The sequence below is a fragment of the Streptomyces roseochromogenus subsp. oscitans DS 12.976 genome, assembly GCF_000497445.1.
GTDB classification, from domain to species: Bacteria; Actinomycetota; Actinomycetes; order Streptomycetales; family Streptomycetaceae; genus Streptomyces; species Streptomyces oscitans.
Genome location: NZ_CM002285.1, coordinates 3,741,111 through 3,760,616, shown reverse-complemented (window position 1 = coordinate 3,760,616; position 19,506 = coordinate 3,741,111). Strand labels below are relative to the sequence as shown.

3 protein-coding genes are annotated in these 19,506 nt (G+C 74.4%); all 3 read left to right on the top strand.

The features are described 5' to 3' along the window. The first annotated feature begins 284 nt into the window (after positions 1–284). On the top strand, positions 285–4,172 hold the full coding sequence (locus M878_RS65915) for a non-ribosomal peptide synthetase (RefSeq protein WP_078630301.1): 3,888 nt from the start codon (positions 285–287) through the stop codon (positions 4,170–4,172). Further along, positions 4,169–10,462 (top strand): non-ribosomal peptide synthetase, encoded by a 6,294-nt coding sequence (locus M878_RS65910; RefSeq protein WP_023547400.1) that lies wholly within the window; start codon positions 4,169–4,171, stop codon positions 10,460–10,462. The genes M878_RS65915 and M878_RS65910 overlap by 4 nt, the downstream gene beginning before the upstream one ends. Next, on the top strand, positions 10,459–19,506 hold a 9,048-nt coding region (locus M878_RS97510), incomplete at its 3' end, for a non-ribosomal peptide synthetase (protein ID WP_023547399.1). The genes M878_RS65910 and M878_RS97510, both read left to right, overlap by 4 nt.

Here is a 19,506-nt window from a genome sequence, read left to right as displayed (position 1 = left end):
GCCCTTCGTGAGCGCACATCGTGGCCGGTGGCGGCCGTACCGGGGGAGAGCGGCCACCATCTGAACCCAGCCCGTTGCGCCGGGCAAGCCCCCTAGATCCCCGGTCCGCCCAAGCCCCCCTAGGGGATCGCCGGAGCACCACAGTGTGACCGTCCGGGCCCCTGGGGGAGGCCCGGAATTCGGCCCGCCGCAGGTCAGGGGGGCATCAGGGGTTCGTCTCGGCGTACGGCGCTACCTAGGGTGATCGCCGGACTGGAATCCCGCTGTCTACGCCCTGGGAGTGCGTGTTGTCCTCCGATGGATCTCTGCCGCTTTCGGCTGCCCAAGAGGGTGTGTGGTTCGCCCAGCAACTCGACGAGAACAGCCCGGTGTACACGGCGGGGGAGTACGTCGACATCCAGGGGCCGCTGGATGTCGAACGGTTCTGCCGCGCCGTACGACGGGCCGTGGACTGGGCCGAGGCACTGCACTTCCGGGTCGCCGCGACCCCGGAGGGGCCCCGGCAGATTCCCGTGGCGGACCTTCAGTGGTCGATGCCGGTGGTCGATGTGTCGGCCGAGGCCGATCCGCACGCCGCCGCGCTGGACCTGCTGCGCGAGCAGACCGGCCGGCCCTTCGACCTGGCCGAGGCCCCGCTGTTCCGGTTCACCCTGGTGCGGTTGGCCGAGGACCGGTACCTCTGGTCGCACCTGTACCACCACGTCCTGCTCGACGCCTACGGTGTCTCCCTGATGGCCCGTCGGGTCGCCGCCGAGTACGCGGAGCCGTCGGCCGGGACCGGCCCGGACACGCCGCGGTCCCCGGTGGGTCCGCTGCTGGCGGAGTCGGCGCGGTACGAGCAGTCGGCGCGGCGTGCGGAGGACCGTGCGGCCTGGGCACGCTACTTCGCCGGCGGATTCACCCCGACCGTGCTCGCGGGCAGCGCACGGCCCGTGTCGCACGGGTTCCTGCGACACGGGGTGGAGCTGTCCGCGGCGGAGACGGACGCGCTGCGCTCGGATGCCGACCGGCACGGCAGCACCCTGGTCCGGCTGATCACCGCAGCCTTCGCCGCCTACGTCGGACGGCATACCGCGAGCCAGGATGTGCTGCTCAGCCTGCCCGTGCACGGCCGCAGCAGCGCTCTCGCCCGGTCCACGCCCGGCATGGTGACCAACATGCTGCCGGTCCGGGCCACGCTCCAGCCCGGCGAGCCGGTCCCGCAGGCCGCCGCGCGCCTGGGCCGGGAACTGCTGTCGGTGCTGCGCCACCATCGCTACCGCGGCGAGGAACTCCGCCGCGACCTCGGTCTCGCGGCCACGGACGCCCGGTTCTTCGGCCCGGTGCTGAACATCCAGGAGTTCGGCCACAGCCTCACCTTCGGCGGACACCCCGCGTCCGTGCACAACCTGTCCAACGGCCCCGTGGAGGACCTGGCGGTCAACGTCCACGTGTGGCCGGACGGTCTGCGCATCGACGTCGACGGCAACCCCGCCGCGTACAGCGCTGAGGACGTCGCCCGCCATGCGGTGCGCTTCACACGGTTCCTGCGTGCCTGCGCCGCCGCGGGGCCGGAGCGCCCGATCGCCTCCGTCGACCTGCTCGACACCACCGAGCTCACCGCGCTGGCCGCCCGCAACGACGCCGCGCTCCAGGCTCCGGGCACCGATGTCGTCGCGCTCGTCGCCGCGCAGGCCGAGCACACCCCCGGCGCGCCCGCCGTCGTGCACGGCGAGCGGTCGCTGACCTACGGCGAACTCGCGGACCGCGTGGGCCGGTTGGCCCGTCTGCTGGCCGAGCGGGGCGCCGGACCGGGCCGGCTGGTCGCGCTGGCGCTGCCCCGCGACCTCGACCTCGTACCGGCGCTGCTCGCGGTGCTCCGCACCGGCGCCGCGTTCCTTCCGCTGGATCCCGAATTTCCCGCCGAGCGGCTGAGCGCGGTGCTGGCCGAGGCAGACCCGGCGCTGCTGCTGACCACCGAGGAGCTCGCCGGGCGGCTGCCCGGCACCTGCCCCCGGCTGCTGCTCGACCGGGCCGGCACCGCTCCTGAGCCGGCCGCGGCCGCGCCGGCGCCGTATCTGCCCGAGGCGCCCGCGTACGTGCTGTACACCTCGGGTTCGACCGGTCGCCCCAAGGGTGTGTGTGTCTCGCGCGGCAACCTCGCCAACTTCCTCGCCGCGATGCGGCGGATCGTCCCGCTCACCGAGGCCGACCGCCTGCTGGCCGTGACCACGGTCGGCTTCGACATCGCCCTGCTGGAGCTGCTGCTGCCGCTCGTGTCCGGGGCGGCCGTCGTCCTCGCCGGCACGGACCAGGTCCGCGACCCGGCCGCGGTCGCCGGGCTGCTCGCCGACAGCACCGTCATGCAGGCCACGCCGACGCTGTGGCGTGAGGTGGCCGGGCGGCACCCGGAGGCGGTACGCGGCAAGCGGGTCCTGGTCGGCGGGGAACCGCTCGACTCCGCGCTGGCGGCCCGGCTCGCGGCCGACGCACGGGAGGTCGTCAACCTCTACGGGCCGACCGAGACGACCATCTGGTCGACCACGGCGCCGGTCACCGGCGACGGCACGGCGATCGGCCGTCCGATCGGCAACACCCAGGTGCATGTCCTCGACTCCGGGCTGCGGCCCGTCCCGGACGGGGTGCCCGGAGAGCTGTACGTCGGCGGCCACGGCGTCGCCGCCGGATACCTCGGACAGTTCGGCCTGACCGCGCAGCGCTTCGTCGCCGACCCGTTCGGCGTGCCCGGTTCCCGGCTGTACCGCACCGGTGACCTGGTGCGGTACCGGGCGGACGGGGACCTGGAGTTCCTCGGGCGGGTCGACGACCAGGTGAAGATCCGCGGCTTCCGGGTCGAACTCGGGGAGGTCGAGGCCGCACTCGGCCGGCGGGCCGGCATCACCGCGGCGGCGGCCACCGTGCGCGAGGACGCGGCGGGCGACCACCGGCTCGTCGCCTACGTGGTACCTGCCGACGGCACCACCGCGGACCCGGTGGAACTGCGGCGGTACCTCGCGGAGCGGCTGCCCGGCTACATGGTGCCGAGCACGTTCGTGGTGCTCGACGCGCTGCCGCTGACCGCCAACGGCAAGGTGGACCGCAAGGCCCTGCCCGAGCCACGGCCCGACGCCGTCGTCCGCGGCCGGGGCCACCGCACCCCGCAGGAGGACATCCTGTGCGGGCTGTTCGCCGAGGTGCTCGGGCTGACCCGGGTCGGCATCGACGACAACTTCTTCGAACTCGGCGGCCACTCGCTGCTCGCCAATCAGCTGGTGGTGCGCATCAAGGAGACCCTCGGCGCCGAACTGACGTTCCGCAGTCTCGTCGACGCCCCCACGGTCGCCGAACTCACCCGGTCCCTCGGCGTCGACACCACGGAGAGCGCGTTCGACGTGCTGCTGCCCATCCGTGCGTCCGGCACCAGGCCGCCGCTGTTCTGCCTGCACCCCATGGGCGGACCGAGCTGGATCTTCGCCGGACTGATGCGGCACCTCGACGCCGACCACCCGATCTACGGCCTTCAGCCGCGCAGCCTGGCCCGGCCGGAGCCGCTGCCCGACAGCATCGAGGAGATGGCCGCCGACTACATCGAGCAGATCAAGACGGTCCGTCCCGAGGGGCCGTACCACCTGCTCGGCTGGTCCTTCGGCGGGATCGTCGCCCACGCCATGGCGACGCAGCTCGCCGAGGCCGGGGACGAGGTCGGCCTGCTCACCGTCATGGCCGACTACCCCTCCGAGGACGACATCACCAACCACCGCATCCCCAGCGAGCAGGAGTTCTTCGCCGCCGCCGTGGCCTCGACGGGCTACGACATGAGCAAGCTGGAGCCGGGCAAGCCGCTGGAGGCCGCGTTCGTGGCGGAGACGCTGCGCACGGGCAACAGCCCCTTCGCGCTGTTCGGCGAGTACAACCTGCTGGCGCTCATCGAGATCTACAAGAACAGCGTGCGGATCATGGCTGAGCACAAGCCCCGGCCGTTCGAGGGCAACACCCTCTTCTTCCGGCCGACGCTGGCCAAGGACGGCACGCCCAAGACCGCCCCGGACGAGGTGTGGCTGTCGTATCTGAGCGGGTCCGTCGAGGTGCGTGACGTGGAGACCCGGCACGAGACCATGACCCAGCCCGAGCCGCTGGCCCAGGTCGGCACACGGGTCGCGGACCGGCTGCGTGAGCTGGAGGGCCGATCGTGACCGCCACGCTCGTCACACGCTTCGCCGAGGTGGTGCGCCGTACCCCGGACGCCACCGCCGTCGTCCACGGCGACACCGCCCTGACCTACGCGGAACTCGACCGCCGGGCCGACCGGGTCGCGCAGGTGCTGCGCGAGCGCGGTGCCGGGCCGGAGTCGCTGGTCGGCGTCCTGCTGCCGAGATCGGCCGACCTGGTGGCCGCGCTGCTGGGCGTGCTGAAGTCGGGGGCCGCCTATCTGCCGATCGACCCCGCCTCGCCGGCCCGGCGGATCACCGCCACGCTGGCCGACGCCGGGGCCGGCCTGCTCCTGACCGACACCGACACCTGGACCGAAGCCGACGGACCGGTCCCCGTGGTGCGTATCGGCGCCTGCGCCGGGAACACCGGGAACACCGCGGACACCGCGGACACCGCACCGAGCGTGGCGGTCCGGCCCGGGAACCGGGCGTACGTCATCTACACCTCCGGTTCCACCGGCACCCCCAAGGGCGTCGAGGTCACCCACGCCAATGTGCTGCGGCTCTTCGACGTGGCCCGGCGGCAGTTCGCGTTCGGACCCGACGACGTGTGGACGCTGTTCCACTCGTACGCCTTCGACTTCTCCGTGTGGGAGCTGTGGGGTGCCCTGCTGTACGGCGGCACCCTGGTGGTCGTCCCGCAGGAGACCGCCCGCTCGCCGCGGGATTTCCGGCGCCTGCTCGCCGAGCGGGGCGTCACCGTGCTGAACCAGACGCCGTCGGCCTTCTATCCGCTGTCCCGGGCCGACGCCGAGGCCGAGGGCGAACTCGCCCTGCGGTACGTGGTGTTCGGCGGTGAGGCGCTCGACGTGGCGCGGCTCGCGGACTGGTTCGCACGGCATCCCGACGGGCCCGAACTGGTCAACATGTACGGGATCACCGAGACCACCGTGCATGTCACGTACGGCACCGTGACGGCCGGCACACGGGCCGGGCTGGGCAGCCCGATCGGTGTGCCGCTGGACGACCTCGCCGTCTACGTGCTCGACGAGTGGCTGTCTCCGGTGCCGCCGGGCGTCGCCGGCGAGGTGTACGTCTCCGGCGCCGGGCTGGCCCGCGGCTACCTGGGCCGGCCGCAACTGACGGCCACCCGGTTCGTCGCCGATCCGTTCGCCGACGACGGCTCCCGCATGTACCGCAGCGGCGACCGGGCCCGGTGGCGGCCCGACGGCACGCTGGAGTACCTGGGGCGGGCGGACCGGCAGGTCAAGATCCGCGGATTCCGTATCGAACTCGGCGAGATCGAGGCCGCGTTGCTCCGGCTGCCCGAGGTGGCCGACGCGGCCGTGATCGTCCGCGAGGACGGCCCCGACACCGTGGGCGAGGAGGCGGACCGGCGCATCGTGGCGTACGCCGTACCCGGCGGTCCGGACGGGGTGGACCCGGCAAGGGTCCGTGAGGAACTCGCGGGCACCCTGCCCGGCTACATGGTGCCCGCCGCCGTGGTCGTGCTGCCCGCGCTGCCGCTGACCGTCAACGGCAAGCTCGACCGGGCGGCGCTGCCCGCACCCGACGCGCCGCAGGCGGCCCGCGCCCCGGGCTCCCCGCAAGAGGCCCTGCTGTGCTCGCTGTTCGCCGAGGTGCTCGGGCTGCCCGAGGTTGGTCCGGACGACGACTTCTTCGCCCTCGGAGGGCACTCCTTGCTGGCCGTCCGGCTGGCTCGCCGGATCGAGGAGGAGACGGGCACCGGGATCCCGGTGCAGGCCCTGTTCGAGACCCCCGGTGTCGCGGCCCTCGCCCAGTGCCTCGGCAACCCCGCCGAGGACCGTCCCGCCGACGGAGCCCGGCCCGTTCGGCCGGCCCTCACGGCACGCACCCGGGGCGAGCGCCCGGAGCGGCTTCCGCTGTCGTTCGCGCAGCGCAGGCTGTGGGCGCTCGGCGAGCTCGACGGACCCCACCCCGCCTACAACATCCCGCTGGCACTGCGCCTGCGCGGCCCGCTCGACCGGGCGGCGCTGGCGGCGGCCCTGACCGACGTGGCGCGCCGGCACGAGAGCCTGCGTACCGTCTTCCCGGCGACCGGCGGCACCCCGCACCAGGAGATCGCCGACCGGGTGCCGGAACTGCGCACCGTGCCGCACTCCGCGGAGGCGGTCGCCGCGGCGGCCGCGCACGCCTTCGACCTCCGCACCGAGACACCGGTACGCACCACGCTGTTCGAGGCCGGTCCCGAGGACCACCTGCTGCTGGTCGTCATCCATCACATCGCCGGTGACGGCTGGTCGCTGGCACCGTTCGCGGCCGACCTCTCCGCCGCCTACGCGGCCCGGCGCGAGGGCCGGGCCCCGGACTGGGCGCCGCTTCCCGTGCAGTACGCCGACTACACCCTGTGGCAGCGGGAGGCCCTGCGGACCGAGGAACCCGCACTCCTCGCGTACTGGCGTGCGGCACTGGACGGGGTGCCGTACCTCGAACTGCCCACCGACCGGCCACGGCCGGCCGTCACCGGTCACCGCGGCGGTCAGGTGCCGCTGCGCTTCCCGGCCGGGCTGCGCGAGCGGCTGTCCGCGCTCGGCGCGGCCCGTCACGCCTCGCTGTTCATGGTGCTGCACGCCGGTCTGGCCGCACTGTTCTCGCGGCTCGGAGCGGGCGAGGACATCGTGATCGGCTCGCCGCTCGCCGGGCGGACGGACGACGCGCTGGCGGGGCTCGTCGGCAACTTCGTGGACACCGTGGTGCTGCGCACCGACGTGTCGGGCGACCTGACGTTCGCCGACCTGCTCGACCGGGTCCGCCGGGCCGACCTCGACGCGTACGCGAACTCCGGCATTCCCTTCGAGCGGCTGGTCGAGGAACTCAACCCGGAGCGGACCCTGTCCCGGCAGCCGCTGTTCCAGGTCGTGCTGATGCTGAACAACGTCCCCACGGCCGAGCACCGGCTCACCGGACTGGACGTCACCACCGAGCACGTGCACAACGGCACCGCCAAGTTCGACCTGTCCTTCGGCCTGCAGGACGGCCCGGACGGGATCGAGGGGCACGTCGAGTACAGCGCCGACCTGTACGACCGGGAGACGGTCGCCGCTCTCGCGGCCCGCTGGGTGCGGCTGCTCGAAGCGGCCGTCGCGGAGCCCGGGCGACCGATCGGCTCCCTGGAGATCCTCGACGCGGCCGAGCGGACGCGCCTGCTGGAGCAGTGGGGCAGCCGCCCCGCCGCCGTCCCGGGTCCCGGCGAGACGGTGGTGAGCCGCTTCCGCGCGCAAGCCGCCCGCACACCCGACGCGGTGGCGGTGCGCGAGAACGGCCGCACGCTCACCTACCGGGACCTCGACGCCCGCTCCGACGGCCTTGCCCAGGCCCTCGCCCGGCAGGGCGCCGGCCCCGAGACGACGGTGGCCCTGGCCATGCGCCGCTCCACCGATCTCGTCGTCGCCACGCTCGCGGTGCTCAAGGCCGGTGCCGCCTACGTGCCGCTGCACGAGACCCACCCGGTCGCCCGGATGCGACTGGTCGTGCGGGACGCGGGCGCCACCCTCGTCCTCACCGACGAGAGCACCCACCCGACGGCCGTGGAGCTCGGCGTCCCGGTGCTGCGCGCCGACACCGCCGACGCCTGCGAGGACCGTTGCGACGGGACGGCGCACCCCGACCAACTGGCCTACGTGATGTACACCTCGGGCTCCACCGGCACCCCCAAGGGTGTCGCCGTGACCCACCGGGACATCCTCGAACTGGCCGGGGACGAGGTGTGGCGCGGGGGAGCACACCGGCGCGTGCTGCTGCGCTCGCCGCACGCGTTCGACGCCTCCACCTACGAGCTCTGGGTGCCGCTGCTGAGCGGCGGCGAGGTCGTCGTCGCCCCGGCGGGTGAGCTCGATGTCACCGAGCTGCGCCGGATCGTCCTGGGCGAGCGGATCACCGGCCTGTTCCTGACCACGGCTCTGTTCAACCTGATGGCCGAGCAGTGCCCGGACGCGTTCGCCGCGGTCGGCGAGGTGTGGACGGGCGGCGACTTCGTCTCGCCCGAGGCCATGCGCCGGGTGCTGGAGCGCTGCCCGGGCCTGACCGTCGTCCATGTCTACGGCCCGACCGAGACCACCACCTTTGCCACCTGCTTCCCGCTGAGCGGGCCGGCGGCCGTCGGACGGGACACCGTGCCCATCGGCCGCCCGCTCGCCGGTACCCGGGCCCATGTGCTCGACGCCCGCCTCCAGCCCGTCCCCGTGGGCGTACCCGGCGAGCTGTACCTCGGCGGCGCGGGGCTGGCGCGCGGCTACCTGGACCGGCCCGCGCTGACCGCGGAACGGTTCGTGGCCGACGTCCACGGGCCCGCCGGCTCCCGCATGTACCGCACCGGCGACCTGGTGCGGTGGAACGCCGACGGCGCGATCGAGTTCCTCGGCCGGGTCGACGACCAGGTCAAGATCCGCGGCTTCCGCATCGAACTGGGCGAGATCGAGGCCTTCCTGGCCACGCTGTCCGGCGTCGGCCGCGCGGTGGCCGTCGTCCGGGAGGACAGGCCGGGCGACAAGCGGATCGTCGCCTACGTGGTGCCCGTACAGGGTCACCCCTTCGACGCCGCGGCGCTGCGGGACGCGCTCGCCGAACGGCTGCCGGAGTACATGGTGCCGGCCGCGTTCGTGGAGCTGGAGCGGATTCCGCTCAACGCCAGCGGCAAGCTCGACCGCCGCGCGCTGCCCGCGCCCTCCTACACCGTCCCGGGCGCCGGACGCGCCCCGCGCACCGAGCGCGAGCGGCTGCTGTGCCGGCTCGTCGCGGATGTGCTGGGGGTGCCCGAGGTGCCCGCGGACGCCGGGTTCTTCACGCTCGGCGGGGACAGCATCTCGGCGATCCAACTGGTCGGCCGGGCCCGCGCGGCCGGACTGGAGTTCACCCCGCGCGACGTCTTCCGCACCCCGGTCCTCGCCGACCTGGCCCGCACCGCCACGGCCGCCGACGGCCCGTCGGGCGGCGACGTGGTCGCCGCGCACGGCCCGCTGCCGCTCACGCCCATCGTGCGCTGGCTGCGCGACCTGGGCGGCCCGGTGCGGGGCTTCCACCAGTCCGCGCTCATCCAGGTGCCCGCCGACGCGGACCTTCAGCGGCTGGAGGCCGCCCTGCGCACGCTGGTGGCACACCACGACGCGCTCCGGCTGCGGCTCGACCCCGCCGACGGCGACTGGAGCTGGGAGGTCCTGCCCGACGCCCACCCCGAGCCGCTGGTGCGCCGTGCCGAGAAGGACCTCGCCGCCGAACGGGCCGCACTGGGCGACCGGCTCGACCCGTACGCCGGAAGGATGCTGCACGCCGTGTGGTTCCCCGAGGACCGCCGCCTGCTGCTGGCCGTGCACCACCTTGCCGTCGACGGCGTGTCCTGGCGGATCCTGCTGCCGGACCTCGCGGCGGCCTGGCGTGGCGAGCCCCTCGCACCCGTCGGCACCTCGCTGCGCCGCTGGGCGCTGCTCACCGAGAAGGCCGACCGGAGTGCGGAACTCCCCGTGTGGCGCGAGATCCTCGCCACCGAGGACCCGCAGCTCGCCACCCGCCCGCTCGATCCCCGCCGGGACACTCAGGGCACCCTGCGGCGGCTCGTCCGCTCGCTGGGCCCCGAGCTGGTCCGGCCGCTGCTCGGCGACGTACCGGCCGCCTTCAACGGCACCGTCAACGACATCCTGCTCACCGCGTTCGCCCTGGCCGTGACCCGCTGGCGGGGGCCCGGGGCGGTGCTGGCCGACCTGGAGGGGCACGGCCGGGAGGACCTGATCGAGGGCGCCGACCTGACCCGTACCGTCGGCTGGTTCACCTCCATCGCCCCGGTACGGCTGGACCCGAGGGTGGACTCCTGGGACGGGACGGCGGCGGCCGAGGCGGTGCGCCGGGTCAAGGAGGCCCTGCGCGCCAGGCCCGACCAGGGAGCCGGGTTCGGCTTCCTCGGCCTGGACGCCCGCCGACCCCAGCTGGCCTTCAACTACCTGGGCCGCTTCCCGGCGCCCGTCGGGGCGCGGGACTGGGAGCTGGTCCCGGAGGCCGGTGCCTACGGCGGCGGTGCCGACGACGCCATGCCCGCGCCGCACGTCCTCGAACTCAACGCCCTCACCCGTGACCACGGCGACGGGCCCGAGCTGACCGCGACCTGGTCCTGGCCGGCCGGGCTGCTGGACGAGGAGTCCGTCGACCGGCTGGCCGGCCTCTGGTTCGCCGCGCTTGAGGCGCTCGCCGACCACGCGCCGACGGCGGACGCCGGCGGCCTCACCGAGGACGACCTGTCCTTGATCTCACTGAGCCAGGCGGACATCGACCGCCTCGAATCCGCATGGAGGAACGCACGATGACGTCCGGGCTGGCCGACATCCTGCCCCTGACGCCGCTGCAGGAGGGCTTGCTCTTCCACGCGCTCTACGACGACCGCGGAGCCGACGTCTACAACGTCCAGCTCGCCGTCGAGGCCGAGGGCGAGCTGGACGCCGACGCCCTGCAGGCGGCGCTGCGCGCCCTGCTGGCGCGCCATCCCAACCTGCGCGCCGGGTTCTGGCACCAGGACGTCGAGCAACCCGTGCAGGTGATCCCGCGCACGGTGGACGTGCCCTGGTCGGTCGTGGACCTCACCGCCCTGCCCGAGGACGAGCGAGCGTCCCGGCTGGAGCGACTGCTCGCCGAGGACCACGCCCGACGCTTCGACCTGGCCCGGCCCCCGCTGCTGCGCGCCACCCTCGTGCACACGGCGCCCGACCGCCACCTGTTCCTGCTCACCCACCACCACGCGCTCTTCGACGGCTGGTCCCTGCCGCTCGTGCTGCGCGAGCTGTTCGCCCTCTACGCCACCCACGGCGACGACCGCGCCCTGCCCGCCGTGCGGCCCTACCGCACCTACCTGGCCTGGCTCGCGCGCCGCGACCGCGACGCCGCGCTGCGGGCCTGGCGGGCCGCCCTCGACGGCGTCACCGAGCCGACCCGGATCGCCGCCGACGGCGACACGCCCGTACGGCCCGTGCGCCGTGCCCTGGAGCTGCCCGCCGATGTCACCGCACGGCTGCGGGACCGCGCACGGGAGCACGGCCTCACCCTCAACACGGTCGTCCAGTGCGCCTGGGGCGTGCTGCTCGGCGCGCTGACCGGCCGTGACGACGTGGTGTTCGGCGCCACCGTCTCCGGCCGGCCCGCCGACCTGCCGGGCGTCGACGAGATGGTCGGTCTGTTCATCAACACACTGCCGTTGCGGGTGCGCCTGCGGCCCACCGCCACTCTCGCCGAGCTCGGCGCCGAGGTGCAGGCCCGGCAGGCCGACCTCATCGAGCACCAGCACATCGGGCTCGCCGAGGTGCAGGGCGCCATCGGTGTCCCGCAGCTGTTCGACACCGCCCTGGTCTTCGAGAACTACCCCGTCGACCGGGGCCTGCTGCCCGCGGTCGACGGACTGCGCATGCTGGGCCTGAGCAGCCGGGACGCCTCGCACTACGCGGTGACGCTCGCCGCGATCCCGCGCGAGAGCCTGCACCTGAGGCTCGACTGCCGGCCCGACCTGTTCACCGCCGAGGAGGCGGAGGCGCTCGGCGCCCGCCTGCTGCGGCTGCTGCGGGCCGCGGCCGACGGGCTGGACCGCCCGGTGGCGGAGCTGGACCTCCTGTCGCCCGAGGAGCGCCGGCACCTGACCGAGACGGTCAACGACACCGTCGTGGCCCGGCCCGGGGCGGACACCGTGGTGCGGCGGTTCGCGCAGACGGCGCAGGCGACACCCGGTGCCGTGGCCGTCGGCGACGGCGAGCGGGAGCTGACGTACGCCGAACTCGACGCCTGGGCCAACCGGCTCGCACACCGCCTGCTCGGCGCGGGCGTCGGACCCGAGACCGCCGTCGCCGTGTGCGTGGAACGCTCGGTCGAACAGGTCGTGGCGACCCTCGCCGTCCTGAAGGCGGGCGGCACCTATGTCCCCCTGCACACCGGGCACCCCGTGGAGCGCCTCCAGCTGACGCTCAAGGAGACCTGCGCGGCCGTCCTGTTCGCCGACGACACCACCCCCGAGTTCGCGCACCACGCCACCGTCCTGCGGGTCGACGACGCCTCCGGGATGCCGGACGACGCCCCGGACGTGCCGCTGCGGCCGGACGCGCTGGCGTACATCATGTACACCTCGGGCTCGACCGGAACGCCCAAGGCCATCGGCATCACCCACGACGACGTCCTCGGCCTCGCCCTCGACCGCCGCTGGCGCTCCGGCCCCGGCGAACGGGTGCTGCTGCACTCGCAGTACGCCTTCGACATCTCCACGTACGAGCTGTGGATGCCGCTGCTCACCGGCGCCCGGCTGGTCGTCGCGCCCCCGGGCGACCTCGACGCGCACACCTACCGCCGGATCCTCACCGAGCAGCGCATCACCTGCTTCATGGTGACCGCCGGCCTGTTCGCCCTGCTCGCCGAGGAGCAGCCGGACGCCTTCGCCGGCGTCCGCGAGATCTGGACGGGCGGCGACCTGGTGTCCACCACCGCCCTGGAACGCGTCCGCAAGCTGTGCCCCGGCACACAGCTGCGCCATCTGTACGGCCCGACCGAGACCACGCTCGGCGCCACCGCCCACGCGGTGGACGGCACCCGGCCGGTGGAGACTCCGCTGCCGATCGGCACCCCGCTCGACAACATGCGCGCCTACGTCCTCGACGGCGCCCTGCGGCCCGTCCCGGTCGGCGCCGTCGGCGAGCTGTATCTGGCGGGCACCGGTCTGGCCCGCGGCTACCTCGGCATGCCCAGGGCCACGGCCGAGCGGTTCGTCGCCGACCCGTTCGGCCCGCCCGGCTCCCGGATGTACCGCACCGGCGACCTGGCCCGCCGCCGGGCCGACGGCGCGCTGTACTTCCTCGGCCGAGCCGACGACCAGATCAAGGTCCGCGGCCACCGGATCGAGCCCGGCGAGGTCGAGGCGTGTCTCGGCCGTCACGCCCGGGTGGGCCGGGCCGCGGTCGTGGTGCGGGACGGCAGGCTGGTCGCCTATGTCGTGCCGGACCGTGCGGGCGTCGACGTGACCGCCCTGCGCGAGCACACCGCCCGGTTGCTGCCCGCGTACATGGTGCCCTCGGCGTTCGTTCTCCTCGACGAGCTGCCCCTGACCACCAACGGCAAGGTGGACCGGCGAGCCCTGCCCGAGCCCGGCCGGCCCGAGGGCGCCCTGCGCGCCCCGCGCACCGATACCGAGGCCCGGCTGTGCGCCCTGTTCTCCGCCGTCCTCGGAGTCGGTGAGGTCGGCATCGACGCGGACTTCTTCGACCTCGGCGGTCACTCCCTGCTCGCCACCCGGCTGGTGAGCCGGATCCGCTCGCAGCTCGGCGCGGAACTCGGCGTGCGTGACCTGTTCGAGGCACCGACCGTGGCCGCGCTCGCCGCCCGGATCGGGGACACCGGCACCGAGCGGACGCCGCTCGGCCCCCGCACCCGCCCCGACCGGATCCCGCTGTCGTACGCGCAGAGCCGGCTGTGGTTCCTGCACCGTCTGGAGGGCCCGAGCCCCACCTACAACATCGTCCGTGGCCTGCGCCTCACCGGGGAGCTGGACGTGCCCGCGCTGCGGGCCGCGCTCGCCGATGTGATCGCCCGGCACGAAGTGCTGCGCACGGTGCTGCCCGAGACCACGGGGGAGCCGTACCAGCGGATCCTCCCGCCGTACCGGCCGGAGCTGCCCGAGGTGCGCCTCGCTCCGGAGGATCTCGACGCGGCCGTCGAGGCCGCCGTACGGCACGCCTTCGACCTCGACACCGAACCGCCGTTGCGGCCCACCCTGTTCACCCTCGGCCCCGACGACCACCTGCTGCTGTTCCTGCTGCACCACGTGGCGGGCGACGGCTGGTCGATCCGGCCGCTGGAGCGCGACCTGGCCGCCGCCTACGCGGCCCGGCGCGAGGGCCGGGACCCCGACTGGGCGCCGCTGCCCGTGCAGTACGCCGACTACACGCTGTGGCAGCGCGAGCTGCTCGGCGCCGAGTCCGACGACGACAGCCTGATCAGCCGGCAGCTCGCCTTCTGGCGCGAGGCGCTCGACGGCCTGCCGGAGCAGATCCCGCTGCCCGCCGACCGGCCCCGCCCCGAGCGCTTGAGCTTCCAGGGCGCCGAGGTGCCCGTCGAGATCGGCGCCGGCCTGCACCGGCGGCTCGCCGCACTGGCCGCCGAGCACGGCGTGAGCCTGTTCATGGTGCTCCAGGCGGGCCTGGCGGCGCTGCTGACCCGGCTCGGAGCCGGCACCGACATCCCCATGGGCAGCCCGATCGCCGGCCGCACCGACGAGGCCCTGGAGGACCTGGTCGGGTTCTTCGTCAACACGCTGGTGCTGCGCACCGACACCTCCGGCGACCCGGACTTCGCCACGCTCCTCGACCGGGTCCGGGAGACCGACCTGGCCGCCTACGCCCACCAGGACGTGCCCTTCGAGCGGCTGGTCGAGGTGCTCAACCCCGAGCGGTCGCTGGCCCGGCAGCCGATGTTCCAGGTGCTGCTCGCGCTGCAGAACATGGAGCGCTCCGTGATCGGTCTGCCCGGTGTGCGCGCCGAGGTGGTCGCGCCGGGCGCCGGAGTCGCCAAGTTCGATCTCTCGTTCGCCCTGCGGGAGCTGCGCGACGGCGACCGGGAGCCGAACGGCATCACGGGCGTCGTCGAATACAGCACCGACCTGTTCGAGGCGGCCACCGTGGAGTCGGTCGTCGCCCGTCTGGTCCGGCTCCTCGACGCCGTCGCCACCGCACCCGGCACCCCGCTGAGCGGGCTGGAACTCGTCGGCCCGGCGGAGCGGCACCAGTTGCTCGACGGCTACAACGACAGCCGTCGCGACCTCGAACCGATGGACACGGTCACCCTGTTCACCCGGGCGGCCGGTCAGGATCCCGACGCCGTCGCCCTCGTCCACGAGGACCGGGTCGTCCGCTACGGCGAACTGGCCGAGCGGGCCGACCGGCTGGCCCACTGGCTGCGCGCGGCCGGGGTCGGTGCCGAGTCCGTCGTCGCCGTGCGCATGAAGCGCTCGCCCGAGCTGGTGACCGCCGTGCTCGGCATCTGGAAGGCCGGAGCCGCCTATCTGCCCGTCGATCCCGACTACCCGGCCGAACGCATCGCGTACATGCTCGACGACGCCCGGCCGGCCTGTGTGCTCGACGAGTTGCCCGACCTCACCGGGCTGCCCGGGACCGACCCCGGAGTGCGCCCGCACCCGGACTCGCCCGCGTACCTCATCTACACCTCCGGCTCGACCGGCCGGCCCAAGGGCGTCGTCGCCTCGCACCGGGGCGTGCACAGCCTGCTGGCCACCCAGCGTGAACGGCTCGGCGTGGGGCCCGGAAGCCGGGTCCTGCAGTTCGCCTCGCCCAGCTTCGACGCGGCCTTCTGGGAGATCTGCATGGGCCTGCTCTCCGGCGCCACCCTGGTGCTGGCGCCGGCCGACCGGCTGCTCCCGGGCGTCGCCCTCGCCTCCGTCGTGGCCGAGCACGGTGTCACCCACGTCACGCTGCCCCCGTCCGCGCTCGCGGTGCTGCCCGAGGACGCGCTGCCCGGCGTCACCCTCGTCGTCGCCGGCGAGGCCTGCCCGCCGGACCTGACCGCACGCTGGTCCGCCGGGCACCGCATGATCAACGCCTACGGGCCCACCGAGACGACCGTGTGCGCCACCACGAGCGCCCCGCTGTCCGGCGCCGGCGTGCCGCCGCTGGGCACACCGGTGGTCAACGCACGGGTGTACGTGCTCGACGCATATCTGCGGCCCGTCCCGCACGGAGTCGTCGGCGAGCTGTACCTCGCCGGCGCCGGACTCGCGCGCGGCTATCTGAACCGGCCCGCGCTGACCGCCGAACGGTTCGTCGCCGACCCCTTCGGCGCACCCGGCTCCCGGATGTACCGCACCGGCGACCTGGCGCGCCGCCGCGCCGACGGCACCCTGGAGTTCGCCGGGCGTGTCGACCACCAGATCAAGGTGCGCGGCTTCCGTGTCGAGCCGGGCGAGGTCGAGGCCGCGCTCACCGAGCACCCCTCGGTGGCCGGCGCGGTCGTCGTCGCCGACGGGGACCGGCTCGTCGCCTACGTGGTCGAGGACCACGCCGACGCGGCGGCCGACCCCGCCGCCGGAACCCGCCAGGTCGACCAGTGGCACGCCGCCTTCGAGGCGCAGTACGGCACGGACGGTGACGCCGCCCTCGGCGAGGACTTCGCGGGCTGGAACAGCACCTACGACGGTGCGCCGATCCCCCTGGAGCACATGCGGCAGTGGCGCGCCGACGCCGTCGACCGCATCCTCGGCCTGGCGCCCGAGCGGGTCCTGGAGATCGGCGTCGGCTCCGGACTGATCCTTGCGAAGGTCGCCCCCCAGTGCGCCGAATACTGGGGCACCGACCTGTCCGAGTCGGCCGTGGAGAGGCTGCGTGAACGGCTCGCCGGCCAGCCGCTGGCCGACCGGGTCACCCTGCGCGCCCAGCCCGCCCACGACGTGACGGGGCTGCCCGAGGGGTACTTCGACACGATCGTGCTCAACTCCGTCGTCCAGTACTTCCCCGACGCGGGCTACCTCCAGGACGTCCTGCGCGCGCTCGCCCGGCTGCTCCGGCCCGGCGGTGCCGTGTTCCTCGGCGATGTGCGCAACGTGCGGACGCTGCCCACGCTGCGCACCGCGGTGGAACTCCTGCGCGGCGGCCGCGCGGACGCGGCCGAGCTGCGCCGCCGGATCGACTCCGGCGTACGCGCCGAGGAGGAACTCCTCGTCGACCCCGACTACTTCGCCGCGCTCCCGGCGGCCCTGCCCGCGTTCAGGCACGCCGACGTGTGGCTCAAGCGGGGCGCCCAGCGCGACGAACTGACCGCCCACCGCTACGACGTGGTCCTGAGCACCCTGTCCGTCGCCCCGGCCGGTCCGGACGAGGCCCCGGTCCGGCTGCTCTGGGGGCACGACGTGCGCGACCTCGACGGCCTGGCCGCCGCCCTCGGGCGGGCCGGGACCACCCGGGTCCGGGTCACCTCGGTGCCCAACGCACGACTCGCCGCCGAGAACACCGCCCGCGATCTGCTCGCCGCCGGTGACGCGACGTCCGCGGCCCGGTCGCTGGCCGCGGACGGCCATGTCGCGGGTACGGCACCGGGGCCGGTGGACGCCGGTGGCGCACCGCACCCGGAGGAGTTCGCCGCCCTCGCCGGCCGGCTGGGCCTGAGCGCCGAGTCGACCTGGTCCGGGCACGGCACCGACGGTGACCTGGACGTGCTGTTCACCGATCCCGCACGGCCCCTGCGCTGCGGGGAGCTGTACGAGCCCGGACCGGCACGGGAGCCGTTGGCCAACGACCCGGCCCGCTTCGCCGACGCCGGGGCGCTGGTGGTGCGGCTCGCCGGCCATCTGCGGGACAAGCTGCCGGCGCATCTGGTCCCGGCGGCCATCGTTCCCCTCGACGCCTTCCCGCTGACGCCGAACGGCAAGCTCGATCGTGCGGCCCTGCCCGCCCCCGAGTATCTGACGCAGGGCGGCGGACGGTCCCCGCGCACCCCGCGCGAGGAACTGCTGTGCGGTCTGTTCGCCGAGGTCCTGGGGCTGCCACGGGTCGGCGTCGACGACGCCTTCTTCGCCCTCGGCGGTCATTCGCTGCTCGCGGTCAGGCTCATCAGCCGGATCCGGGAGGTGTTCGACGTCGACATCGAGGTACGGCACCTGTTCGAGGCGCCGACCGTCGCGGAGCTGGCCCGGCTGATCGAGAGTGCCGCCGGCGACCGGCCCCGGCTCGCCCCGTACCCCCGTCCGGACGTCGTGCCGCTCTCCTTCGCCCAGCAGCGCCTGTGGTTCCTGGCCCGGCTCGACGGCTCCAGCGCCGTCTACAACTTCCCGCTCGCGCTGCGGCTGCGCGGCCGGCTGGACACCGCCGCGCTGTCCGCCGCGCTCACCGACGTGGTGGCCCGGCATGAGACCCTGCGCACCGTGTTCGCCGAGGACGGCGGATCCCCCCGCCAGCGGATCCTCGTCGCCGGTCCCGCACCCTTCGAGACCGCGGACAGCAGCGAGTCCCGGCTCGCCGAGGACCTGGCCCGAGCCGCCGGACACGCCTTCGACCTGAGCACTGAACCGCCGCTGCGTGCCACACTGTTCCGGCTCGGCCGGGAGGAGCACGTGCTGCTCCTGCTGCTGCACCACGTGGCGGGCGACGGCTGGTCGCTCGCGCCGCTGGCCCGCGACCTGGCCGCCGCCTACGCGGCCCGGCGCGAGGGCCGGGACCCCGACTGGGCGCCGCTGCCCGTGCAGTACGCCGACTACACGCTGTGGCAGCGCGAGCTGCTCGGCGACGAGTCCGACGAACACAGCGCGGCCGCCCGCCAGGTCGCCTTCTGGCGCCGGACGCTCGCGGGCGTGCCCGAGGAACTGCCGCTGCCGCTGGACCGTCCCCGGCCGCCGGTGCCGGACCACCGGGGTGCCCGCATCGCGTTCTCCGTCGGCGCCGGCACCCACCGCCGGCTCACCGAGCTGGCCCGGGACCGCCAGGCAACGGTGTTCATGGCCCTGCACGCGGGCCTGGCGGCGCTGCTGACCCGGCTCGGAGCCGGCACCGACGTCCCGGTCGGTGCCCCCGTCGCCGGCCGCACCGACGTGGCCCTGGACGATCTGGTCGGGTTCTTCGTCAACACGCTGGTGCTGCGCACCGACACCTCCGGCGACCCGGACTTCGCCACGCTCCTCGACCGGGTCCGGGAGACCGACCTGGCCGCCTACGCCCACCAGGACGTGCCCTTCGAGCGGCTGGTCGAGGTGCTCAACCCCGAGCGGTCGCGCTCCCGGCAGCCGCTGTTCCAGGTGATGCTGGCCCTGCAGAACACACCCGGTGCCGAACTGCGCATGCCCGGACTGGAGATCGCCGCCGCCGAGGTGCCGGTCGAGGTCGCCCGCTTCGACCTGACCGTGCACGTCCAGGAGTCGCGGGACGACGAGGGCGAACCTGCCGGACTCGACGGCGTCGTCGAGTACCGCACGGACCTGTTCGACCCCGCCACGGCACAGGCGATCGCCCGGCGTTTCGTCCGGCTGCTGGAGGGTGTCGCGGCCGACCCGCGGTGCCCGATCGGTGACCTCGACCTGCTCGACGACAGCGAGCGCGGCGCGCTCATGCCCGTCCCGCAGCCGCTGCCCGGGGACGGCACGCTCGCCGCCCGGTTCGCGGCCCAGGCCGCCCGCACGCCGGACGCCACGGCGGTGACCTGTGGTACCGAGCGGCTGAGCTACCGGGAGCTGGACGCGCGCTCCAACCGCCTGGCCCGGCTGCTGCGCGAGCACGGAGCCGGACCCGAGCGCCATGTGGCCCTGCTGCTGCCGCGCTCGGCGGACCTGGCCGTCGCGGTGCTGGCGGTGCTGAAGACCGGTGCCGCCTATGTACCGCTGGACCCGGAA